Here is a 20,760-nt window from a genome sequence, read left to right as displayed (position 1 = left end):
GTGTGGGAGCTGGACGGGCCGATGCCGATCGAGAACAGGTCGAAGACCGAGATGGCCACGGGAGTACTCCTAGGTGGTAGACGCCGCTGTCTGCCGTCGGGTGGTGCAGGAAGGGCTGGGTTCCGGGGGAAGGGGGTGGGGTGCGGTGCGCATGGGACGGGGCACCGCACCCACCAGTCTCCAGTGTGCGCGGTGCCCCGCAGTGTGGTCTGTAACGTACCTAACGCCGACAGGGCGCCGGTTATGCCTACAGGCCGGGGTAAAGCGGGTGCTTGGCGGCGAGCGCCGTGACCCGGGCCTTCAGCGCGTCCGCGTCGTACGACGGCTTCAGCGCCTCGGCGATGATGTCGGCGACCTCGGTGAAGTCCTCGGTCCCGAAGCCGCGCGTGGCCAGGGCCGGGGTGCCGATGCGCAGGCCCGAGGTGACCATCGGGGGCCGCGGGTCGTTCGGGATGGCGTTCCGGTTGACCGTGATGCCGATCCCGTGGAGGCGGTCCTCGGCCTGCTGGCCGTCGAGCTCGCTGTTGCGCAGGTCGACCAGGACGAGGTGCACGTCCGTGCCGCCGGACAGGACGGAGACGCCCGCCTCGGCGACGTCGGCCTGCACCAGGCGCTCCGCGAGGAGCTTCGCGCCCTCCAGGGTGCGCTGCTGGCGCTCCTTGAACTCCTCGCTGGCCGCGATCTTGAAGGAGACCGCCTTCGCCGCGATGACGTGCTCCAGCGGGCCGCCCTGCTGGCCGGGGAAGACCGCGGAGTTGATCTTCTTGGCGAGCTCGGCGGTCGACAGGATGACACCGCCGCGCGGGCCGCCCAGCGTCTTGTGCGTGGTCGTGGTGACCACGTGGGCGTGCGGCACCGGGTTCGGGTGGAGCCCGGCCGCGACGAGGCCCGCGAAGTGGGCCATGTCGACCATCAGGTAGGCGCCGACCTCGTCGGCGATCCGGCGGAACGCCGCGAAGTCCAGCTGGCGCGGGTACGCCGACCAGCCGGCGACGATCAGCTTCGGCTTGGCCTCCTTGGCGAGGCGCTCGACCTCGGCCATGTCGACCTGCCCCGTCGCGTCGTCGACGTGGTAGGCGACGACGTTGTAGAGCTTGCCGGAGAAGTTGATCTTCATGCCGTGGGTCAGGTGCCCGCCGTGGGCGAGGTTCAGACCCATGATCGTGTCGCCCGGCTGCAGCAGGGCGAACATCGCCGCGGCGTTGGCCTGCGCGCCGGAGTGCGGCTGCACGTTGGCGTGCTCGGCGCCGAACAGCGCCTTGATGCGGTCGATGGCGATCTGCTCGACCACGTCGACGTGCTCGCAACCGCCGTAGTACCGGCGACCGGGGTAGCCCTCGGCGTACTTGTTGGTGAGGACGGAGCCCTGGGCCTCCATGACCGCGACCGGAGCGAAGTTCTCCGAGGCGATCATCTCCAGGGTGTCCTGCTGACGGCGGAGCTCGGCGTCGACGGCGGTGGCGACGTCCGGGTCCAGCTCGTGGAGAGGGGTGTTCAGAAGCGACATCACGCAATCCCTACGGGTGTGGGTGTCGGGCTGGTCAGCCGGCGAACTCGGTGTACTCGTCGGCGGAGAGCAGGTCCTCCGGCTCCTGGGAGACACGCACCGTGAACAGCCAGCCGTCCTGGAACGGCGAGCTGTTCACCAGGGACGGGTCGTCCACGACCGCCTGGTTCGCCTCGACGACCTCACCGGTGACCGGCGAGTACAGGTCGCTGACGGACTTGGTGGACTCCAGCTCACCGCAGGTCTCACCCGCGGTGACCGTGGTGCCGACCTCCGGGAGCTGGACGTACACGACGTCGCCCAGGGCGTTCGCCGCGTGCTCCGTGATGCCGACCGTCGCGACGCCGTCCTCGGCGGGCGACAGCCACTCGTGCTCCTTGCTGTAGCGCAGCTGCTGGGGGTTGCTCATGGTCTGAATTCTCCTGTACGGGCGTGAGTGGTGGTGAACGGGGAGGGGGTGTGCGGGATCACGTCCGGCACCGCCGGCGCGGCACCCGCGAGCGTGTCACTTCCGACGCTTGTAGAACGGCAGCGCCACGACCTCGTACGGCTCGTGGGTACCGCGGATGTCGACGCCCACGCCCGGCGTGCCCGGCGCGGCGTGCTCCGCGTCCACGTACGCCATGGCGATCGGCTTGCCCAGCGTCGGCGAGGGGGCACCCGAGGTGACCTCGCCGACCACCCGGCCGCCGGCGACCACGGCCATCCCGGCGCGCGGCACGCGGCGCCCCTCGGCGACCAGGCCGACCAGCTTGCGCGGGGGCGCGGTCTCGGCGCGCGCGGCGGCCTCCTCCAGCGCGGCGCGGCCCACGAAGTCACCGGTCTTCTCGAACTTCACGACCCGGCCCAGTCCGGCGTCGAAGGGGGTCAGCGCGGTCGTCAGCTCGTGCCCGTACAGCGGCATGCCCGCCTCCAGGCGCAGCGTGTCCCGGCAGGACAGGCCGCACGGGATCAGCCCGACGCCCTCGCCGGCCTCGGTCAGCGCCCTCCACAGCTGCTCGGCGTGCTCCGGCGCCACGAACAGCTCGAAGCCGTCCTCGCCGGTGTAGCCGGTGCGGGCGATCAGCGCGGGGACGCCGGCGACCGTGCCGGGCAGGCCCGCGTAGTACTTCAGGCCGTCCAGGTCGGCGTCGGTGAGCGACTTTAGGACGCCGGGCGACTCGGGGCCCTGCACGGCGATCAGGGCGTACGCGTCGCGGTCGTCGCGGACCTCGGCGTCGAAGCCGGCCGCGCGCTCGGTCAGCGCGTCCAGCACCACCTGGGCGTTGGAGGCGTTGGCGACGACCATGTACTCCTGCTCCTGGAGCCGGTACACGATCAGGTCGTCGAGGATGCCCCCGTCCTCCCGGCAGATCATCGTGTAACGGGCGCGGCCCGTGCCGACACCGCCGATGTTGCCGACCAGGGCGTGGTCGAGGAGGTCCGCCGCCTGCGCGCCGGTGACGGTGATCTCACCCATGTGGGAGAGGTCGAACAGACCGGCCCGGGTGCGGACGGCGGTGTGCTCGTCGCGCTCGCTGCCGTACCGCAGCGGCATGTCCCAGCCGGCGAAGTCGGTCATGGTCGCGCCCAGCGAGCGGTGCAGGGCGTCGAGGGCCGTACGGCGGGGGGAAGTGCTCATGGAAGGGCTCCCAGGTCCGGGGCATGGGTGGCGAGGACGATCCTCCCCATCTGTCATCGGAACCTGAGAGGTTCGCCGTGACCCCTCGCGGGGGCGCGGCTTGCACCTTGGGTGGAGCCCGGCCCCGGCGGTGCGGGGGCGGCTCGCTTTTCAGATCTGCCTCATCCGTGCGGTGCGGGGCCTGAGAGATTCAAGGGAGGAACTTGCTCCTTCGGCGCCCGGACCGACGACGGCCCGGGACTCTCCCGCACGGATTCGAGCGGCCTGTATGCGGTTGTCGGCGCGCACATCATCGCACGAGGGTCCGGATAGGCAAACCCTCGGCTTGTCGGCAAATCACTGGTGTCCCATCACTGTTTCTTTACACTTCTTGGGCAGGCTGTGGGGGAGCCGAGCTCGGGAGGGGCCATGATGTCGCAGCGGTCCGGCGCGTACGCCACGACCGCGGGGGTGCCGCCGCCGCCGGCGCTGCCCGCCCGCACGACCGCCGTCCCGGTCCTCCGCGACCTCCGCGACCGCGCCGGGCGCGTCCCGCGCGAGCTGGCCTTCGCCGAGGCCGACGTGGTCGTCGTCTCCGGACTGCCCGGCAGCGGCAAGTCCACCCTCATCCGGCGGATCGCCCCCGATCGCGCCGTCGACTCCCAGGACACCCGCGAGCGCTGGGAGGGCCGCGTGCCGCGCCTCCTGCCGTACGCCCTCTACCGGCCCCTCGTCCGCGCCGCCCACTACGCCGGCCTGCGGGCCCGGTTGCGCGCCGGCCGCGGCGTCGTCGTCCACGACTGCGGCACGCAGTCCTGGGTGCGCCGCTGGCTCGCCCGCGAGGCCCGCCGCCGGGGCGGCACGCTGCGCCTGCTGCTCCTCGACGTCGACCCCGACACCGCCCGCGAGGGCCAGCGGGAGCGGGGCAGGGGCGTCTCCGCGTACGCCTTCGCCCGGCACCGCAGAGCCGTCGGCCGGCTCGTCCGCGACGCCGAGCGGGGCGTCCTGCCCGGCGGCTGCGGCTCCGCCGTCCTCCTCGACCGCGCGGCGGCCACGGCCCTGGTCCGCATCCGCTTCCACTGATCCGGCGGCGGCGCCCCGCCCCCCGCCCGCGCTAGGGTGCTGCGGCACGCACCGCAGGACCGGGGGAAGGACGCAGGAGCACCGTGGACACCGCATCCACCGCAGTCGACACCGCATGGCCCTCCAACGAGCTGGAGGAGGTCCTGTCCGCCTCCCTCGGCCAGAGCGCCGCCGGCGCCCGCATCGTCGAGGTCCTCGGCCGCAGCCGGGTCTGGGTGCCCCTGCCCAAGGGCGGCTCCCCCGACGGCGCCGGCCCCGGCGCCCCCGGCCTCGACCTGCCCACGCTGGAACTGGACGGACTGCCGTACGTCCCGGTGTTCACCTCCGAGAGCCAGTTCCGCGCCTGCGCCGGCGACCACATGGCGTACGCCGTCGCCCCCGCCGTCGAGTTCGCCCGCGGCCTGCCGCCGCAGCTCGGCCTCGCCCTCAACCCCGGCGGCACCATCGGCGCGCCCCTCCCGCCGCCCGCCGTCGCCGAACTGTGCCGCGCCGGCCGCGGCCCCCTCGAAGGGGCGGCCTCCGGCGCCCGCGTCCGGCTGTTCGAGCCCGACTGGCAGGACGACCCCGTCGACTTCCTCTCCGCCGCGCGCGCCGAGTTCGAGGCGACCGGGGCGGTGCTCACCGCCCGGCGCGCCCTGGCCAGCATCGAGGGCGAGCCGCCCACCCTCTTCGTCGGCGTCGAGCTCACCTCCCCGGACGCCGACCGGACCGCCCCCCTGGACGCCCTCGGCCGGGCCCTGGGCGCCGTCCCCGTGCCGTGGCCGGTCAACCTGGTCCTCCTCGACGTCGCCGACGACCCCGTCGGCGACTGGATGCGGGAAAAGGTGCGCCCCTTCCACCGCCGCGAACACGGCTCCTGAGCGGACGCCCCCTTAAGCTGGACCGGAAGTCTGCGAACGAGGGGCGGGATCAGGTGAGCGCGTCAGGCACCGCGGCGACCGGACAGGTCGAGCACATGCTGCGGCAGGTCACGCCCGGGCGCTACGACGCGTACGAGGCGCTGCTCCACGCCCTCGCCGGGGGCCGGGTGTGGATGCTGCTCTGGCACGGCCAGGCCGGCTCCCCCGACGCCCAGTACGGGAACATGGAGGTCGACGGCCTCGGCTACGCCCCGTGCGTCACCTCCGCCCAGGAGCTCGCCGCCTCCGGCTGGAACCGCGCCCACGAGGTCGTCGCCGTCCGCGACGTGGCCCGCGCCCTCTACCCCGACCGGTGGGGCCTCTGGCTCAACCCGCACGTCCCCGGCGGCGGCGTCGGCCTCCCCTGGGCGGACCTGCGCCGGATCGCCACCGGCCTGGACCGCATGCCCGCCGGCCCGCTCCGGCTCTCCGAGCCCGCCATCGAGCTGCCGCAGTTCTACGCCCTGCTCACCCAGAACGCCCACCGCACCCCCGCCGTGCGCTCCCTGCGCCGCGCCTGGGTGCAGCCGTCCCTCGGCACGCCGTACCTCGCCATCGGCCTCGACCTCTACGACACGGGCCAGGCGTCCGTGGACGCGGTCCGCGCGATGATGCAGCAGTCCGTCACGGCCGTCCCGGACGGGCTGCCCGTGTCGACGGTCGCCATGTCCGACGGGCACGACCCGGTCGCGCTGTGGCTGCGCGCCCACGCCCGCCCCTTCTACGACCGCGAGGCCCACCTCGCCCCGCCCCAGCGCGGGACCGCCGCCTACGGCTATCCGCAGCAGCGCTGAGCTGCCGCTCGGCGGCCCCGCCGAACTCCCCCGTGTGTCGGGGACGTTAACTGCGGCAGGGGGCTTGTCCGGGATGGGGCCGGTTTGGTGACTGTCCGGGTCTCGACTAGGTATCACCGCTATCCGGACTGTTCTCCGGGATGCCACCCGTCGGTAGTGTTCGGCCGGTCAAGACCTCATTCACTAGGCCAAACCAGGGGTGGCCCATGCGAATATCCAAGTCCCGTGCGGTCCGGGCGGTCACCGCGGCGCTCGCCGTCGGAATGATCGCGACGGGCTGCGCCAGCGAACGCGGCAAGGACGGCGACAAGGGCGGCGAGAAGGACACGTTCGTGTTCGCCGGTGCCGGTGACCCCGGCTCGCTCGACCCGGCCCTCGCCAGCGACGGCGAGACGTTCCGCGTCACCCGGCAGGCCTTCGAGGCCCTGCTGGAGCACGAGGCGGGCGGCAGCAAGCTCGTCGGCGGCCTCGCCGAGTCGTGGACCGGGAACCCGGCCGGCACGGTGTGGACGTTCAACCTCCGCAAGGGGGTGAAGTTCCACGACGGCGAGGCGTTCAACGCCGCCGCGGTCTGCGCCAACTACGACCACTGGTTCAACTGGAAGGGCACCTACCAGTCCAGCGCGGTCTCGTACTACTGGCAGAAGATCATGGGCGGCTTCGCCAAGAACGAGGACAAGGAAGCCCCCAAGGCCAACTACAAGTCCTGCACCGCCAAGGACGAGAACACGGCCGTCATCGAGGTCCACGAGCCCTCGGCCAACCTGCCGGGCGGCTTCTCCCTCCAGGCGCTGGCGATCCACTCGCCGAAGGCCCTCAAGGAGTACGAGAAGCAGGCGGCCAGCGGCAAGGGCGAGGCCATCACGTACCCCAAGTACAGCCAGGAGGCCGGCACGGTCGCCGGCACCGGCCCGTACAAGGTCGTCAAGTGGAACAAGGGCAACAAGGAGATCACCCTTGAGCGCTTCGACGACTACTGGGGCGAGAAGGCCAAGGTGAAGAACCTGGTCTTCCGCACGATCGCCACCGAGGAGGGCCGCCGCCAGGCCCTGCAGGCCGGTGACATCGACGGTTACGACCTCGTCTCGCCCGCGGACGTGAAGACCCTGGAGCAGGGCGGCTTCCAGGTCCCGACGCGTGACGTCTTCAACCTCTTCTACGTGGGCATGACCCAGGAGAAGAACCCGGCGCTGAAGAAGCCGCAGGTCCGCCAGGCCATCGCGCACGCCATCGACCGCGAGAACATCGTCAAGACCCAGCTGCCCGAGGGCGGCAAGGTCGCGACCCAGTTCATGCCCGACACGGTCGCCGGCTGGTCCGACAAGGTCAAGACCTACCCGCACGACACGAACAAGGCCAAGCAGCTCCTCGCCGCCGCCGGCGAGTCCAAGCTGAAGCTCGAGTTCTGCTACCCGACCGAGGTCACCCGGCCGTACATGCCGGCCCCGCAGGACATGTTCGAGCTGATGAAGTCCGACCTGGAGAAGGCCGGCGTCACCGTCACCCCGAAGCCCATGAAGTGGGCCCCGGACTACCTGGACGCCACCGAGGCGGGCGCCTGCGCCCTGCACATGCTCGGCTGGACCGGTGACTTCAACGACGGCTACAACTTCATCGGCACCTGGTTCGCCAAGTACGACAAGCAGTGGGGCTTCAAGGAGCCGAAGGTCTTCGACGCGGTGAACGCCGGTTCGAAGATCGGCGACCCGGCCAAGCGCGTGGACGCGTACAAGAAGGCCAACGAGGCGATCATGGAGTACCTGCCGGGTCTCCCCATCTCCTCGTCCCCGCCGGCCATCGCGTTCGGCAAGAACGTCAACCCGCCGAAGGTCTCCCCGCTGACGCAGGAGAACTTCGCCGAGGTCTCCTTCAAGTAATCGCATCCGCACGCGGGGTCCGCCCGGCCACAGCACTGCGTGGCCGGGCGGACCCGCTTCTGACGCACACGCAAGAAAGGGGCATGCGGGGTGCTGCGACTCGTCGTACGAAGACTGCTACAGCTGATACCCACCCTGCTCGGCCTGTCGGTTCTCCTCTTCCTGTGGCTGAACCGGCTGCCCGGCGGACCCGCCTCGGCGATCCTGGGCGAACGGGCGACACCGACCGAAGTGGCACGCATCAACCGCGCGCTCGGCCTCGACCAGCCGGTCTGGGTGCAGTACGGCCGCTTCCTCAAGCGCATCCTCCAGCTCGACCTGGGGACCTCGACCAAGACCGGCCAGCCCGTGTGGGACGAGTTCGCCCTGCGCTTCCCGGCCACCGTGGAGCTGAGCGTCGCGGCGATGCTCATCGCCGTGGTCGTCGGCATCCCCCTCGGCTACCTCGCGGCCAAGCGGCGCGGCGGCTGGCTCGACGTGGCCTCCGTCTCCGGCTCGCTGGTCGGCATCTGCGTGCCGGTCTTCTTCCTCGCCCTGATCCTGAAGGGCATCTTCGCCGTCAACCTGGGCGTCTTCCCCAGCTACGGAAGACTGTCCACCGGTCTCGACGCCACCGAGGTCACCGGCTTCGCCGTCCTCGACGGCCTCCTCACCGGCGAGCTCGACGCGACGTGGGACGCGCTGGTCCACCTGACGCTGCCGGCCGTCACCCTCGCCTCCATCCCGCTCGCCGTCATCGTCCGGATGACCCGCGCCAGCGTCCTGGAGGTCCTCGGCGAGGACTACGTCCGCACCGCCGAGTCCAAGGGCCTGGAGAAGAACACCGTCCGCGTCCGCCACGTGCTGCGCAACGCGCTGCTGCCGGTGGTGACCGCGATCGGCCTGCTCACCGGCTCCCTCCTGTCGGGCGCGGTCCTCACCGAGTCCGTCTTCGCCTTCGGCGGCATCGGCTCCTTCATCAAGGACGCGATCGACGCCCGCGACTACCCGGTGCTCGTCGGCTTCATCATGTTCATCGCGATGGTGTACGTCGTCATCAACCTGCTGGTGGACCTGGCGTACAGCCTCATCGACCCGAGAGTGCGGGTGAACTGACGTGTCCACCAAGACGGACAAGATCGACCGCCTCGCGGAACTCACCCAGGCGAACGAGACGACGACCGGCGCCAGCCTGTGGCGCGAGGCGTTCCGCCGCCTCAAGAACAGCAAGATGGCCGTCATCGGCGCGGCCGTCATCGCCCTGTTCGTCGTCGTCGCGATCGTCGGCCCGTGGCTCGCGCCGCACACCCCGACCGCGCAGACCTGGCGCGGCGAGGTCTTCGCCAACCAGGGCAAGTTCGTCGGCGCCCGGGGCGAGAACTGGTTCGGCCTCGACCACCTGGGCCGCGACATGTTCTCCCGGATGCTCGTCGGCGCCCGCCAGACCCTGCTCGTCGGCGTCGTGTCGATGCTCATCGGCCTGGTCGTCGGCGCCCTGATCGGCATGCTCTCCGGCGCCGCCGCCACCCTCGGCGGCAGGACCGGCCGCCGGGTCGACACGGTCGTCATGCGCTTCATAGACATCCTGCTGTCGCTGCCGTCGCTGCTGCTCGCCGTCTCCATCGCGGCCGTCATGGGCCAGTCCCTGACGACCGTGATGATCGCCGTCGGCGTCGTCCAGATCCCGGTCTTCGCGCGGCTGCTGCGGGGCTCGATGCTCTCCCAGGGCGGCTCGGACTACGTGCTGGCGGCCAAGGCCCTCGGCGTACGGCGCAAGCGGATCGTCCTGACCCAGATCCTGCCGAACTCGCTCAGCCCCGTGATCGTCCAGGCGACCCTCAGCCTCGCCACCGCGATCATCGAGGCGGCCGCCCTGTCGTACCTGGGCCTGGGCAACCCGGACCCGGCCGTGCCCGAGTGGGGCGTCATGCTCGCCCAGGCACAGCGGTTCTTCGACAACGCGCCGATGATGGCCGTCTACCCGGCGGTCGGGATCATCGTCACCGCCCTCGGCTTCACCCTGCTCGGCGAGGCCATGCGCGAAGCCCTCGACCCGAAGCTGCGAGGCTGACCTGCCATGCCACTGCTCTCTGTTGACGAACTCACCGTCACCTTCGGCGGACGCGGACGCACCCCCTCCACCGCGGTCGACGGGGTCTCCTTCACCGTCGACCAGGGCCAGGTCGTCGGCCTGGTCGGCGAGTCCGGCTGCGGCAAGTCCGTGACCTCCCTCGCCCTGATGGGACTCCTCCCGCGCAAGGGCGTCACCATCGGCGGGCGCGCCGTGTTCGACGGCGAGGACCTGCTCGCCATGGGCCCGAAGAAGCTCCGGGACATGCGCGGCAGCAAGCTCGCGATGATCTTCCAGGACCCGCTGTCCTCGCTGAACCCGGTCATCCCGATCGGCGTGCAGGTCACCGAGATCCTGGAGCGCCACCGGGGCCTGAAGGGCGAGGCCGCCCGCAAGGAGGCCGCCCACCTACTCGACCGGGTCGGCATCCCCGACCCGAGGCGGCGGCTCAAGGAGTACCCGCACCAGCTCTCCGGCGGCATGCGCCAGCGCGCGCTCATCGCCATGGCCGTGGCGTGCGCGCCCCGGCTGCTGATCGCCGACGAGCCGACCACCGCGCTCGACGTGACGATCCAGGCGCAGATCCTGGAACTGCTGAAGGAGCTCGTGGACCAGGAGGGCACCGCCCTGCTGATGATCACCCACGACCTGGGGGTCGTCGCCGGGCTGTGCGACCAGGTGAACGTGCTGTACGCGGGGAAGGCGGTGGAGACCGCGGGCCGCCGCGAGCTGTTCGCCCACCCCACCCACCCGTACGCGCACGGGCTCCTCGGCTCCATCCCGCGCCTGGACGCCCCGCGCGGCGAGCCGCTCAACCCGATCCGCGGCTCCATCAACGACAAGATCGCCTGGGCGGACGGCTGCGCGTTCGCGCCGCGCTGCGACTTCTACACGATGGAGTGCCTGACCGGCACGCCCCAGCTGACCGAGCCGCGCACCGAGGGCCACCGGGTGCGCTGCGTCAACCCCGTCCTGCCCGAGGCACCGGCCGAGGAGGTACCGGCATGAGCCTGCTCGAACTGGACGGTGTGAAGGTCCACTTCCCCGTCAAGAGGGGCCTTCTCTTCGACCGCACGGTCGGCCACGTGTACGCCGTCGACGGCGTCTCGCTGAAGGTCGAGGCCGGGCAGACGTACGGCCTCGTCGGCGAGTCGGGCTGCGGCAAGACGACGCTGGGCCGGGCGGTCCTGCGGCTGGTCGACGTCACGGACGGCGAGGTCGTCTTCGACGGCACCGACCTGGCGAAGCTGCCCGAGGAGGAGATGCGGAAGTTCCGGCGCCGCCTCCAGATGGTCTTCCAGGACCCGCTGGGCAGCCTGAACCCGCGCCAGAACATCGAGTCGATCCTCTCCGAGGGGATGCTCGCGCACGGCATCGGGGCGAACCAGGAGGAGCGCCGCGAGAAGATCAAGGCGATCCTGCAGCGGGTCGGCCTCCCGTCGAACGCGCTGTCGCGCTACCCGCACGAGTTCTCCGGCGGCCAGCGCCAGCGCATCGGCATCGCCCGGGCGCTGGTGCTGGAGCCGGACGTCATCATCTGCGACGAGCCGGTGTCGGCCCTGGACGTGTCGATCCAGGCCCAGGTCGTCAACCTGCTGGAGGAGCTCCAGGAGCAGCTGGGCCTCACCTACCTGGTGATCGCCCACGACCTGGCCGTCGTCCGGCACATCTCGGACGTCATCGGCGTCATGTACCTGGGCTCCCTGGTGGAGGAGGCCCCGAGCGACGCGCTGTACGCGGCGCCGAAGCACCCGTACACCAAGGCGCTGATGTCGGCCGTCCCGGTGCCGGACCCGGAGGTGGAGGACCGCCGCGAGCGCATCCTCCTCCACGGCGACCTGCCGTCCCCCGCCAACCCGCCGGCGGGCTGCCGCTTCCACACCCGCTGCCCCTGGGCCCAGCCCCGGTGCGGGCAGGAGCGCCCGGTGCTGACGGACGTGGGCGACGGCCACAAGGTGGCCTGCCACTTCGCCGCGGAGATCGAGTCCGGCGACCTGCCGCTGACCCGGCCCACGGGCGTGGAGGCGGTCGTGGGCACGGCCGCGTCCACGGAGGAGTCCGCCGGGGAGCCCCCGCAGGGCGACGCGAAGACGGTGTAACCCTGCCGGCGGGAGAAGCCGGGCAGGGAGGGGCCGGGGCGATGCGCCCCGGCCCCCTTTACCGTCCCGTCCGCCGCAGGGGGTAGAACAGTGCGGTGCTCCAGGACCTGTTCACGCCCTCCGTCCTCCACTCCCTCGAACTGGCGGGCATCTTCGTCTTCGCCATCTCCGGCGCGCTCCTCGCCGTGCGGAAGAACTTCGACGTCTTCGGCATGGCCGTCCTCGCCGAGGTCACCGCGCTGGGCGGCGGGCTCTTCCGTGACCTGGTCATCGGGGCGGTGCCGCCCGCCGCCTTCACCGACCTCGGGTACTTCGTCATGCCGCTGGTCGCCACGGCGCTGGTCTTCTTCCTGCACCCCGTGGTCGAGCGCACCCAGGCGGCGGTGAACGTGTTCGACGCCGCCGGGCTCGGGCTGTTCTGCGTGGCCGGGACCACCAAGGCGTACGAGTACGGGCTCGGCCTGACGCAGTCGGCCGTCCTGGGCATGGCGACCGCGGTCGGCGGCGGCGTCCTGCGTGACGTCCTGGCGAACGAGGCCCCGTCGCTGCTGCGCTGGGACCGCGACCTGTACGCCGTCCCGGCCATCGTCGGCTCGACCCTGGTCGTGCTGTTCATCCGCTTCGAGGCGCTGAACCCCTTCACCAGCGCCGCCGCCGCGCTCGCCGCCTTCGTCCTGCGCCTGCTCGCGCTGCGCTACCGGTGGCGGGCGCCGCGCGCCTGGAACCGGCGCTCCACGGCGATCGAGGAGCCCACGCACAAAGCTACCGCTTAGTATTTTGCTGTTGTACCGTTCTGGCCATGGACAGCAGCCAGTTCGACCGCGACACCGCGGTGACCCTCCGCGCGCCGGGTGTCTACGACACGGACCTCTCCGCCGACTGGACCATCTTCGGCGTCGTCAACGGCGGTTACCTGCTCGCCCTGCTGGGCCGCGCCCTCGGGGACGCCCTGCCGCACCCGCACCCCTTCTCGGTGTCGGCGCACTACCTGGCGCCCTCGCTCCCCGGCCCCGCCGTGGTCCGCACCGAGACCGTCCGCACCGGGCGCACGCTCTCGACCGGCCAGGCGTCCCTCTTCCAGCGCGCGGAGGACGGCACCGAGACCGAGCGCATCCGCGTCCTCGCCACGTACGGCGACCTCGACGCCCTCCCCGACGACGTGCGCACCAGCGCCAAGCCGCCCGCCATCCCGCCGTACGAGCACTGCTTCGGCCCGGCGGACGCGCCGACGCCGCTGCCCGGCTCCGCCGAGATCACCCGGCTCCTCGACATCAGGCTCGACCCGGAGACCATCGGCTGGGCGCTCGGCGCCCCCTCCGGCAGGGGCGAGGTCCGCGGCTGGTTCGGCCTCGCGGACGGCCGCGACCCCGACCCGCTGTCCCTGCTCCTGACCGTCGACGCGCTCCCGCCGACCGCCTTCGACCTCGGGCTCCGGGGCTGGACGCCGACCGTCGAGCTCACCACGCACATCCGCTGCCGCCCCGCGCCGGGCCCGCTGCGCGTCTCGATCACCACCCGCAACCTCGCCGGCGGCTTCCTGGAGGAGGACGCCGAGGTGTGGGACAGCGCCGACCGCCTGGTCGCCCAGTCCCGCCAGCTCGCCCGCGCCCCGCGCGGGGCCTGACCCCGGGCGGGACCCCGGAGGGGGCGCGGCCGGTCAGCCCGGCCAGTGGCGGCTGCCCAGCGCCACCAGCCGCAGCCGCCGGCGCGCCTCCTCCTCCACCCGCTCCCCGGCGGCCGCGTCGGGCCCGGCCGCCAGGAGCGCGGACGCGGTCGTCACCATGAGGTCGACGTACAGCCGCGCCAGCATCAGCAGGTCCTCCCGCCGCCAGTCCGAGGCCTCCGGGAGCCGGGCCAGCTCGGCGGCCACCTCCACGGCGAACCGGTCGAGTTCGCCGCCGATCGCCTCCCGCACCGGCCGCACCCCGCCGTGCCGTTCCCGCGCCAGGAACCGGACGTGCGCCGGGTGCTCGCGCACCAGGCGGGCGACCAGCTCCACCGTCCCCGCGATCCGCCGCTCGCTGTCCACGGTCGCCGCGAGGTTCGCCCGGACCGTGGCGTGCAGGCTGCCCAGCGACTCCTCCACGAGCGCGACGCCCAGGTCCGCCATGTCGCGGAAGTGCCGGTAGAACGCGGTCGGCGCGATCCCCGCCGCACGGGTCACCTCCCGCAGCCCCAGACCGCTCAGGCTCTGCTCCTCCAGCAGCGCCAGCGCCGCGTCCAGCAGCGACTGGCGGGTCCTTCGCTTCCGCGCCTGCCGGACGCCCGTGACGGCCGCGCTCCCGGTGGTGTGACTCATGCCATGCAGTAAACAACCGTTCGCCGAACGCCTCCAGGGGTACGCGTACCTAGACTGACCAGTCAGTGCACAGTTGTCAGCTCACCGAGAGGCAACCCGATGCTCTTCCTCGTCGCCGCCCTGCTCCTCCTGGGCACGCTCATGGGGACGGCCGCGTTCGTCCCCCCGCCCGTCACCGCCGCCGGCACCGCCGCCATCGCGGTCTGGCTGCTCGCCTTCGCCGCCCGCGAGCGCTCCGCCCGCCGGCGCCGGCAGTGAGGGGGGACGCCGTGGGACCCGCCGCACCGGCGCGCCGGGACGCCGACGGCATGGCCGTCGCCTCCTTCGTCCTCGGCCTCGTCGGCCTCCTCTTCCTCAACATCCTCCTCGGCCCCATGGCCATCTGCCTCGCCCTCCTCGCCCTGCGGCGCGGCACCGGGCGCCGGCGCAGGGCCCGGCTCGGCCTGGCCCTCGGGATCGCCGACCTCGCCGTGCTCGCCGTCCTCGTCACCGTGAACGGCACGGTGTCCTGGAACCTCGGCTGACGGCCCCCGGAGGGCGCCGGGAGCGATTGGCCGGATACGCCCCCGACGGGCGCTCGCCCCGGGCTCGTAGAATCGGGGCACCATGGCCTACCTCGACCACGCCGCGACCACTCCGATGCTCCCGGAGGCGGTCGAGGCGATGACCGCCCAGCTCACCGCCACGGGCAACGCCTCGTCCCTGCACGCCGCCGGGCGGCGGGCCCGCCGTACCGTCGAGGAGGCCCGCGAGGCGCTCGCCGAGGCGCTCGGCGCCCGCCCCAGCGAGGTCGTCCTCACCTCCGGCGGCACGGAGGCGGACAACCTCGCCGTCAAGGGCCTCTACTGGTCCCGCCGGGACGCCGACCCGCGCCGCGTCCGCGTCCTCGCCAGCCCCGTGGAGCACCACGCCGTGCTCGACGCCGTCCACTGGCTCGGCGAGCACGAGGGGGCCACCGTCGAGTACCTGCCCGTCGACGCGTACGGGCGCGTGCACCCCGACGCGCTGTGCGAGGCCGTCGCCCGCGACCCCGGCAGCGTCGCCCTGGCCACCGTCATGTGGGCCAACAACGAGATCGGCACGATCATGCCGATCGGCGAACTGGCCGCCGTGGCAGCCGAGTTCGACGTCCCGCTGCACTCCGACGCGGTCCAGGCCGTCGGCCAGGTCCCGGTGGACTTCGCCGCCTCGGGGCTCGCCGCCATGACCGTCTCCGGCCACAAGATCGGCGGCCCGTACGGCATCGGCGCGCTGCTCCTCGGCCGCACCCACAGCCCCGTCCCCGTCCTCCACGGCGGGGGCCAGGAGCGCCACGTCCGCTCCGGAACCCTCGACGTCCCCGCCGTCGCCGCCTTCGCCACCGCCGCGCGGATCGCCACCGAGCACCGCGAGCGGTTCGCCCGCGAGGTCGGCGCCCTGCGCGACGAACTCGTCGAGGCCGTCCGCACGGCCGTCCCGGACGCCGTCCTCGGCGGCGACCCCCACGACCGGCTCCCCGCCAACGCCCACTTCAGCTTCCCCGGCTGCGAGGGCGACTCGCTGCTGCTGCTCCTCGACGCGCAGGGCATCGAGTGCTCCACCGGCTCCGCCTGCACCGCCGGCGTCGCCCAGCCCAGCCACGTCGTCCTGGCCACCGGCACCGACCCGGACCTGGCCCGCGGCACGCTCCGCTTCACCCTCGGGCACACCTCCACCCGCGCCGACGTCGAGGCCCTCGCCAAGGCCATCGGCCCGGCCGTGGAGCGCGCCCGCACGGCCGGCCTCAGCTAACCGGCCCCGCCGGTCCGCCGGGCCCGCCCGCCGGCCTGTGCGGTCCGCTCACCGGCCCGCCCGCGCCGTGCCGCCCGCCCGCGCCGTGCCGCCCGCCCGGGTCGTGCCGCCGGCCGGGCGCGACGCGGACGCCGGGCGCGACGCGGACGGGCCCGGGGACGGGTTCGCCGCGGCCCGCCGGACCAGCTCCATGTACCGGTCCCAGTCCCAGTGCGGCCCCGGGTCGGTGTGGTCCGTGCCCTCCACCTCGACGTGGCCGATGATGTGCTCCCGGTCCACGGGTATGCCGTACCGGGCGCATATGTCCGCCGTCAGCCGCGCCGACGACGCGTACATCGCCGGAGTGAAGTCCCGCGGCCGGTCCACGAACCCCTCGTGCTCGATACCGATGCTCCGCTCGTTCATCGCGCGGTTCCCCGCGTGGAACGCCACGTCCAGCTCGCGGATCATCTGCGCGACCCGCCCGTCCTTGCCCACCACGTAGTGCGTCGCCGCGCCGTGCCCCGGATTCTTGAACACCCGCAGCGCCGTCGCGTAGCTGCCCTGCACCACGTGGACCACCACCCGGTCGATGCCGAAGTCGTCCGGCCGGTCGGCCCGCCGCCAGTTCGCCCGCGCCGCCGCCGTCCACACCGCGCCCGCGTGGTCCAGCTCGCCCTCCACGCGCCTCCTCCGCGTGCCGGGCAGCTTCCACCACAGGCGCCGCAGCTCCTCCCACCCCAGCGCCGCCGCGCCCGCCGCCGCGGCGCCGCCGCCGATCAGCACGGCGCGCCGCCCCACCCGCCGGCCCTCTTCCCCGCCCATGTGTCCACCCATGTCACGGAGAACGCTTACTCCCGCGACGACGGTTCCCGCGGCCCCGTACCCTGGTGGGGCTATGACTGAGACCTCCCCGCGCCCCCTCCGCGTCCTCGCCGCCATGTCCGGCGGCGTGGACTCCGCCGTCGCCGCCGCCCGCGCCGCCGAGGCGGGCCACGACGTGACCGGGGTGCACCTGGCGCTCTCCGCCAACCCCCAGTCCTTCCGCACCGGCGCCCGCGGCTGCTGCACCATCGAGGACTCGCGCGACGCCCGCCGCGCCGCCGACGTGATCGGCATCCCCTTCTACGTCTGGGACCTGGCGGAGCGCTTCCGCGAGGACGTCGTGGAGGACTTCGTCGCCGAGTACGAGGCGGGCCGCACGCCCAACCCGTGCCTGCGCTGCAACGAGAAGATCAAGTTCGCGGCGCTCCTCGACAAGGCCCTCGCCCTGGGCTTCGACGCCGTCTGCACGGGCCACTACGCCAAGGTCGTCACCCTCGCCGACGGCACCCGCGAGCTCCACCGCGCCTCCGACGAGGCCAAGGACCAGTCGTACGTCCTCGGCGTGCTCGACGAGCGCCAGCTCGCCCACGCCATGTTCCCCCTGGGCGACACGGTCACCACCAAGGACGAGATCCGCGCCGAGGCCGAGCGGCGCGGCCTGGCCGTCGCGAAGAAGCCGGACAGCCACGACATCTGCTTCATCGCCGACGGCGACACGCAGGGCTTCCTCGCCTCCCGGCTCGGCAGGGCCGAGGGCGACATCGTCGACGAGTCCGGCAACCGGCTCGGCAGCCACGACGGCGCGTACGGCTTCACCATCGGCCAGCGCAAGGGCCTGCGCATCGGCCACCCCGCGCCGGACGGCAAGCCCCGGTACGTCCTGGACATCTCGCCGGTGAACAACACCGTCACCGTCGGCCCCGCCGAGGCGCTGGACGTCACCGCGCTCACCGCGATCAGGCCCCGCTGGTGCGGCCGCGCCCCCGAGGGCCCCGGCACCTACACGGCGCAGCTGCGCGCGCACGGCGGCGAGACGGAGGTGACCGCCGAGCTCGTCGACGGCGGGCTGCGGGTCTCCTTCACCGAGCCGGTCCGCGGCGTCGCGCCGGGCCAGGCGATCGTCCTGTACGACGGCACCCGCGTGGTCGGCTCAGCCACCATCGCCACCACCACCCGCCGCACGGCCGCGGCCCTGTCCTAGGTCGTGTCTTTAAAGTCCCGTCTGCCGGGCGGGCGAACGACGCCACTTCGAAGACACTCCCCAGGGCCCGGTCCGCCGCTGCCGGCGCCCGGCCCCCGTCAGGTCCCGTCCGGGCCGTAGAAGCAGAAGTGCCCCTTGATCGCGGCGACTTCGGGCTTCGGGTCGAGGTACGCCCACACGGCGTCCGGGCGGCCCGGCAGCGACCAGTACGACGCGGTGCCCTTGAACGGGCAGTACGTGCGCGTGGCGGACGGCTCCAGCAGGTCCGTGCGCACGTCCTCGGGCGGCAGGTAGAGCCGCACCGGGCAGCCCGTCTCGTGCAGGGCCAGCGCGCGGGAGCTCTCCGCGACCGGCTCGCCGTCCCGTTCGACCCGTACCGGCCCGTCCGCCGGCCCGATGGTGATGCGGTGCCCCGAAGAGGTCATACCCGGGGCAACGGCCGGCGGCCCCGCCCTGTTCCCGGCGCCCCCCGTACGGTTGCCGCATGGACATCTGCGTCTTCCTCTCCGCCGCCGACCTCGACGACCGCTACACCGGCCCCGCGCGCGAGTTCGCCGAACTCCTCGCCAAGGGCGGCCACACGCTCGTCTGGGGCGGCTCCGACACCGGCCTGATGAAGGTCGTCGCCGACGCCGCCCAGCAGGCGGGAGGGCGGCTCGTCGGCGTGTCGGTGGAGTTCCTCGCCCACAAGGCGCGGCCCGGCTGCGACGAGATGGTCGTCACCGGGGACCTCGCGGAGCGGAAGGCGCAGATGCTGCTGCGGTCCGACGCGATCGTCGTCATGGTCGGCGGCACCGGCACCCTGGACGAGGCCACCGAGATCCTGGAGCTGAAGAAGCACGGCCTGCACACCAAGCCGGTCGTCCTGCTCAACACGGCGGGCTTCTACGACGGGCTCAAGCAGCAGTTCCGCCGCATGGAGGAGGAGGGCTTCCTGCCGCTCCCCCTGACGGAACTGGTGTTCTTCGCCGAGGACGGCGTCTCCGCCCTCGCCTACCTGGAAGAGGCCGCCGGGATCCGGTAGGCCGCCGGGTGCGAGCATGGCCCCCATGACCACACACCTGATCACCGGCGCCGGCTCCGGCATCGGCGCGGCCGTCGCCCGCCGCCTCCACGCGCGCGGGGACGACCTGATCCTGCTCGCCCGGGACGCCGGCCGGGCGAAGGAACTGGCCGACCTGTACCCGGGCGCCCGCACCCTCGTCGGGGACCTCGCCGCCCCGGACCGGCTGTCCTGGGCGTTCTCCCACCAGGAGCTGCCCGACCGGCTCGACACGCTGCTGCACATCGCGGGCGTCGTCGACCTCGGCCCGGTCGGCGAGCTGACCCCCAAGGCCTGGCGCACCCAGCTCGACGTGAACCTGGTCGCGCCCGCCGAGCTGACCCGGCTGCTCCTGCCGCAGCTGCGGGTCTCCCAGGGGCACGTCGTGTTCGTCAACTCCGGCGCGGGGCTCCGCGCGAACCCCGAGTGGTCCGCGTACGCCGCGTCCAAGCACGGCCTCAAGGCCCTCGCCGACGCCCTGCGCGCGGAGGAGCACGCCCACGGCGTCCGCGTCACCTCCGTCTACCCGGGCCGCACGGCCAGCCCCATGCAGGCCAAGGTCCACCGGCAGGAGGGCAGGGAGTACGACACGTCCCGCCTCATGGACCCCGACTCGGTCGCGACGACCGTCCTCACGGCCGTCGACCTGCCGCGCGACGCGGAGATCCAGGACCTGACCGTCCGGCCGGGAGCCTGACCCGGTCCGCGTACCCTTCCCGGGTGAGCGAGAACAACCACAGCGACGACATGACCTGGGGCCCGGCCACCGGGGTCGGATCGATGCCGGGCGGCGACGCGCGCGAGGCCGCCCGGGCCGTGACCGGGTCCTTCGAGGACTTCGTCCACCTTCCGGAACTCCCCGCCCGCGGGCCCGGCGCCGACATGATCGGACGGACGCTGGGACTCCTCGTCGAGGTCTACGCGCACGTGGAGCCCAGCGGGTGGCGGGTCAGCGACCGGCCCGGCCGCGACACCCGCCGCGCCCACTCCTGGCTGGGGGAGGACCTCGACGCGCTGGAGGAGTTCACCCAGGGGTACGCGGGCCCGCTGAAGGTCCAGGCGGTCGGGCCGTGGACGCTGGCCGCCGCGCTGGAACTGCGGGGCGGCGAGGCGGCCCTCGGCGACCCCGGGGCCCGCCGGGACCTCGCCGAGTCGCTCGCCGAGGGGCTCCGCGGCCACCTCGCGGAGGTGCGCCGCCGGGTCCCCGGCGCCCGGGTCGTGCTCCAGCTCGACGAGCCGTCCCTCACCGCCGTCCTGCGCGGCCGGGTCAGGACCGCCAGCGGCTACCGCACCCACCGGGCCGTCGACCGCCAGGTCGTCGAGAGCGCCCTGCGCGACGTGCTCGCCGTCCACGACGGGCCCACCGTCGTGCACTCCTGCGCCCCCGACGTGCCGTTCGCGCTGCTGCGCCGGGCCGGCGCCGCGGCGATCTCGTTCGATTTCGGTCTTCTCACGGAACGTGACGAGGAGGCGATCGGCGAGGCCGTCGAGGGCGGCACGAAGCTGTTCGCCGGCACGGTGCCCTCCACCGACGCCGCGTTGTCGGACCCTGCCGGTAGCGTCATGGGTGTCAGGACGCTGTGGCGCAGGCTGGGGCTGAATCCGGGGACCCTCGCGGAGTCCTTGGTGATCACCCCGGCGTGCGGGCTCGCGGGCGCCTCGCCCGACTACGCCCGCCGTGCGCTGTCGCACTGCGTCAAGGCGGCGAAGTCCCTCGCGGACAACCCTGAGTAAC

At 73.0% G+C, this 20,760-nt stretch carries 23 protein-coding genes and 1 riboswitch; of the genes, 17 read left to right on the top strand and 6 right to left on the bottom strand.

Going from position 1 to position 20,760, the window contains the following annotated elements:
- Positions 1-247 precede the first annotated feature (247 nt).
- The 3 genes from glyA to gcvT form a co-directional block, all read right to left on the bottom strand.
- On the bottom strand, positions 248-1,507 hold the full coding sequence (gene glyA / locus IE106_RS28350) for a serine hydroxymethyltransferase (protein WP_189538091.1): 1,260 nt from the start codon (positions 1,505-1,507) through the stop codon (positions 248-250).
- A gap of 34 nt (positions 1,508-1,541) precedes the next feature.
- The gene (gcvH, locus tag IE106_RS28345; RefSeq protein ID WP_189538090.1) at positions 1,542-1,916 is read right to left on the bottom strand and encodes a glycine cleavage system protein GcvH; all 375 of its coding nucleotides are present in this window, start codon (positions 1,914-1,916) and stop codon (positions 1,542-1,544) included.
- A 96-nt stretch (positions 1,917-2,012) separates the two neighbouring features.
- A complete protein-coding gene (gcvT, locus tag IE106_RS28340; RefSeq protein ID WP_189538089.1) occupies positions 2,013-3,128 on the bottom strand; it encodes a glycine cleavage system aminomethyltransferase GcvT in 1,116 nt (371 codons plus the stop codon).
- 160 nt (positions 3,129-3,288) lie between these two features.
- A riboswitch (glycine riboswitch) is annotated at positions 3,289-3,386 on the bottom strand.
- A gap of 150 nt (positions 3,387-3,536) precedes the next feature.
- Here gcvT and IE106_RS28335 point away from each other — a divergent pair.
- From IE106_RS28335 to IE106_RS28290, 10 genes are all read left to right on the top strand, one after another.
- Positions 3,537-4,190 (top strand): AAA family ATPase, encoded by a 654-nt coding sequence (locus tag IE106_RS28335; protein ID WP_189538088.1) that lies wholly within the window; start codon positions 3,537-3,539, stop codon positions 4,188-4,190.
- Positions 4,191-4,273: 83 nt separating this feature from the next.
- On the top strand, positions 4,274-5,050 hold the full coding sequence (locus tag IE106_RS28330; protein WP_189538087.1) for an enhanced serine sensitivity protein SseB: 777 nt from the start codon (positions 4,274-4,276) through the stop codon (positions 5,048-5,050).
- Positions 5,051-5,103: 53 nt separating this feature from the next.
- Positions 5,104-5,883: an enhanced serine sensitivity protein SseB C-terminal domain-containing protein gene (locus tag IE106_RS28325; RefSeq protein WP_189538086.1), complete on the top strand. Its 780-nt coding sequence runs from the start codon at positions 5,104-5,106 to the stop codon at positions 5,881-5,883.
- Between the two features lie 206 nt (positions 5,884-6,089).
- Positions 6,090-7,760: an ABC transporter substrate-binding protein gene (locus tag IE106_RS28320; protein ID WP_189538085.1), complete on the top strand. Its 1,671-nt coding sequence runs from the start codon at positions 6,090-6,092 to the stop codon at positions 7,758-7,760.
- A gap of 90 nt (positions 7,761-7,850) precedes the next feature.
- Positions 7,851-8,855, top strand: coding sequence for an ABC transporter permease (locus tag IE106_RS28315; protein ID WP_189538084.1), 1,005 nt, complete (start codon positions 7,851-7,853; stop codon positions 8,853-8,855).
- A 1-nt stretch (position 8,856) separates the two neighbouring features.
- The gene (locus IE106_RS28310; protein WP_189538083.1) at positions 8,857-9,810 is read left to right on the top strand and encodes an ABC transporter permease; all 954 of its coding nucleotides are present in this window, start codon (positions 8,857-8,859) and stop codon (positions 9,808-9,810) included.
- A 6-nt stretch (positions 9,811-9,816) separates the two neighbouring features.
- Positions 9,817-10,818, top strand: a complete 1,002-nt coding sequence (locus IE106_RS28305; RefSeq protein ID WP_189538082.1) for an ABC transporter ATP-binding protein — start codon at positions 9,817-9,819, stop codon at positions 10,816-10,818.
- Positions 10,815-11,909 carry an ABC transporter ATP-binding protein gene (locus IE106_RS28300; protein ID WP_189538081.1) on the top strand — a complete coding sequence of 365 codons (1,095 nt, stop codon included), beginning with the start codon at positions 10,815-10,817 and terminating at the stop codon, positions 11,907-11,909. The genes IE106_RS28305 and IE106_RS28300 overlap by 4 nt, the downstream gene beginning before the upstream one ends.
- 95 nt (positions 11,910-12,004) lie before the next feature.
- The gene (locus tag IE106_RS28295; protein ID WP_189538080.1) at positions 12,005-12,682 is read left to right on the top strand and encodes a trimeric intracellular cation channel family protein; all 678 of its coding nucleotides are present in this window, start codon (positions 12,005-12,007) and stop codon (positions 12,680-12,682) included.
- A 26-nt stretch (positions 12,683-12,708) separates the two neighbouring features.
- Positions 12,709-13,533, top strand: a complete 825-nt coding sequence (locus IE106_RS28290; RefSeq protein ID WP_189538079.1) for a thioesterase family protein — start codon at positions 12,709-12,711, stop codon at positions 13,531-13,533.
- A gap of 33 nt (positions 13,534-13,566) precedes the next feature.
- Here the strand turns inward: IE106_RS28290 and IE106_RS28285 are convergent, their stop codons facing one another.
- Positions 13,567-14,208 carry a TetR family transcriptional regulator gene (locus tag IE106_RS28285; protein WP_189538078.1) on the bottom strand — a complete coding sequence of 214 codons (642 nt, stop codon included), beginning with the start codon at positions 14,206-14,208 and terminating at the stop codon, positions 13,567-13,569.
- 99 nt (positions 14,209-14,307) lie between these two features.
- Here IE106_RS28285 and IE106_RS28280 point away from each other — a divergent pair, with 99 nt between their 5' ends.
- From IE106_RS28280 to IE106_RS28270, 3 genes are all read left to right on the top strand, one after another.
- Positions 14,308-14,466, top strand: a complete 159-nt coding sequence (locus tag IE106_RS28280) for a hypothetical protein (RefSeq protein WP_189538077.1) — start codon at positions 14,308-14,310, stop codon at positions 14,464-14,466.
- Positions 14,412-14,732, top strand: coding sequence for a DUF4190 domain-containing protein (locus IE106_RS28275; RefSeq protein ID WP_373296001.1), 321 nt, complete (start codon positions 14,412-14,414; stop codon positions 14,730-14,732). The genes IE106_RS28280 and IE106_RS28275 overlap by 55 nt, the downstream gene beginning before the upstream one ends.
- A gap of 82 nt (positions 14,733-14,814) precedes the next feature.
- Positions 14,815-15,978 (top strand): cysteine desulfurase family protein, encoded by a 1,164-nt coding sequence (locus IE106_RS28270; RefSeq protein WP_189538076.1) that lies wholly within the window; start codon positions 14,815-14,817, stop codon positions 15,976-15,978.
- A gap of 48 nt (positions 15,979-16,026) precedes the next feature.
- On the opposite strand, the gene IE106_RS28265 is transcribed toward IE106_RS28270, so the two are convergent.
- Complete coding sequence (locus tag IE106_RS28265) at positions 16,027-16,782, bottom strand: N-acetylmuramoyl-L-alanine amidase (protein WP_189538075.1); 756 nt, start codon at positions 16,780-16,782, stop codon at positions 16,027-16,029.
- 73 nt (positions 16,783-16,855) lie between these two features.
- Between IE106_RS28265 and mnmA the strand changes: the two genes are divergently transcribed.
- Entirely contained in the window at positions 16,856-17,983 is a 1,128-nt protein-coding gene (mnmA, locus tag IE106_RS28260) for a tRNA 2-thiouridine(34) synthase MnmA (protein WP_189538074.1), read from the top strand.
- Positions 17,984-18,081: 98 nt separating this feature from the next.
- Here the strand turns inward: mnmA and IE106_RS28255 are convergent, their stop codons facing one another.
- Positions 18,082-18,408 (bottom strand): DUF427 domain-containing protein, encoded by a 327-nt coding sequence (locus IE106_RS28255; protein ID WP_189538073.1) that lies wholly within the window; start codon positions 18,406-18,408, stop codon positions 18,082-18,084.
- A 59-nt stretch (positions 18,409-18,467) separates the two neighbouring features.
- Between IE106_RS28255 and IE106_RS28250 the strand changes: the two genes are divergently transcribed.
- From IE106_RS28250 to IE106_RS28240, 3 genes are read left to right on the top strand one after another with little or no spacing between them, the layout of a single operon-like run.
- Positions 18,468-19,007 carry an LOG family protein gene (locus tag IE106_RS28250; protein ID WP_189538072.1) on the top strand — a complete coding sequence of 180 codons (540 nt, stop codon included), beginning with the start codon at positions 18,468-18,470 and terminating at the stop codon, positions 19,005-19,007.
- Between the two features lie 25 nt (positions 19,008-19,032).
- Complete coding sequence (locus IE106_RS28245) at positions 19,033-19,722, top strand: SDR family oxidoreductase (RefSeq protein ID WP_229840869.1); 690 nt, start codon at positions 19,033-19,035, stop codon at positions 19,720-19,722.
- 50 nt (positions 19,723-19,772) lie between these two features.
- The gene (locus IE106_RS28240) at positions 19,773-20,759 is read left to right on the top strand and encodes a methionine synthase (protein ID WP_189538097.1); all 987 of its coding nucleotides are present in this window, start codon (positions 19,773-19,775) and stop codon (positions 20,757-20,759) included.
- Position 20,760 lies beyond the last annotated feature (1 nt).

Origin of the sequence: Streptomyces roseolilacinus, from assembly GCF_014649335.1 — a bacterium.
GTDB lineage: Bacteria > Actinomycetota > Actinomycetes > Streptomycetales > Streptomycetaceae > Streptomyces > Streptomyces roseolilacinus.
This window is presented reverse-complemented; position numbering and strand designations above follow the sequence as displayed.

What these genes read in the sequence shown, in the direction of transcription:
- glyA (WP_189538091.1), bottom strand. Translation starts at nt 1,507, where the DNA reads ATGTCGCTTCTGAACACCCCTCTCCACGAGCTGGACCCGGACGTCGCC.
- gcvH (WP_189538090.1), bottom strand. Translation starts at nt 1,916, where the DNA reads ATGAGCAACCCCCAGCAGCTGCGCTACAGCAAGGAGCACGAGTGGCTG.
- gcvT (WP_189538089.1), bottom strand. Translation starts at nt 3,128, where the DNA reads ATGAGCACTTCCCCCCGCCGTACGGCCCTCGACGCCCTGCACCGCTCG.
- IE106_RS28335 (WP_189538088.1), top strand. Translation starts at nt 3,537, where the DNA reads ATGATGTCGCAGCGGTCCGGCGCGTACGCCACGACCGCGGGGGTGCCG.
- IE106_RS28320 (WP_189538085.1), top strand. Translation starts at nt 6,090, where the DNA reads ATGCGAATATCCAAGTCCCGTGCGGTCCGGGCGGTCACCGCGGCGCTC.
- IE106_RS28305 (WP_189538082.1), top strand. Translation starts at nt 9,817, where the DNA reads ATGCCACTGCTCTCTGTTGACGAACTCACCGTCACCTTCGGCGGACGC.
- IE106_RS28300 (WP_189538081.1), top strand. Translation starts at nt 10,815, where the DNA reads ATGAGCCTGCTCGAACTGGACGGTGTGAAGGTCCACTTCCCCGTCAAG.
- IE106_RS28290 (WP_189538079.1), top strand. Translation starts at nt 12,709, where the DNA reads ATGGACAGCAGCCAGTTCGACCGCGACACCGCGGTGACCCTCCGCGCG.
- IE106_RS28285 (WP_189538078.1), bottom strand. Translation starts at nt 14,208, where the DNA reads ATGAGTCACACCACCGGGAGCGCGGCCGTCACGGGCGTCCGGCAGGCG.
- IE106_RS28280 (WP_189538077.1), top strand. Translation starts at nt 14,308, where the DNA reads ATGCTCTTCCTCGTCGCCGCCCTGCTCCTCCTGGGCACGCTCATGGGG.
- IE106_RS28270 (WP_189538076.1), top strand. Translation starts at nt 14,815, where the DNA reads ATGGCCTACCTCGACCACGCCGCGACCACTCCGATGCTCCCGGAGGCG.
- IE106_RS28265 (WP_189538075.1), bottom strand. Translation starts at nt 16,782, where the DNA reads ATGGGCGGGGAAGAGGGCCGGCGGGTGGGGCGGCGCGCCGTGCTGATC.
- mnmA (WP_189538074.1), top strand. Translation starts at nt 16,856, where the DNA reads ATGACTGAGACCTCCCCGCGCCCCCTCCGCGTCCTCGCCGCCATGTCC.
- IE106_RS28255 (WP_189538073.1), bottom strand. Translation starts at nt 18,408, where the DNA reads ATGACCTCTTCGGGGCACCGCATCACCATCGGGCCGGCGGACGGGCCG.
- IE106_RS28250 (WP_189538072.1), top strand. Translation starts at nt 18,468, where the DNA reads ATGGACATCTGCGTCTTCCTCTCCGCCGCCGACCTCGACGACCGCTAC.
- IE106_RS28245 (WP_229840869.1), top strand. Translation starts at nt 19,033, where the DNA reads ATGACCACACACCTGATCACCGGCGCCGGCTCCGGCATCGGCGCGGCC.
- IE106_RS28240 (WP_189538097.1), top strand. Translation starts at nt 19,773, where the DNA reads ATGACCTGGGGCCCGGCCACCGGGGTCGGATCGATGCCGGGCGGCGAC.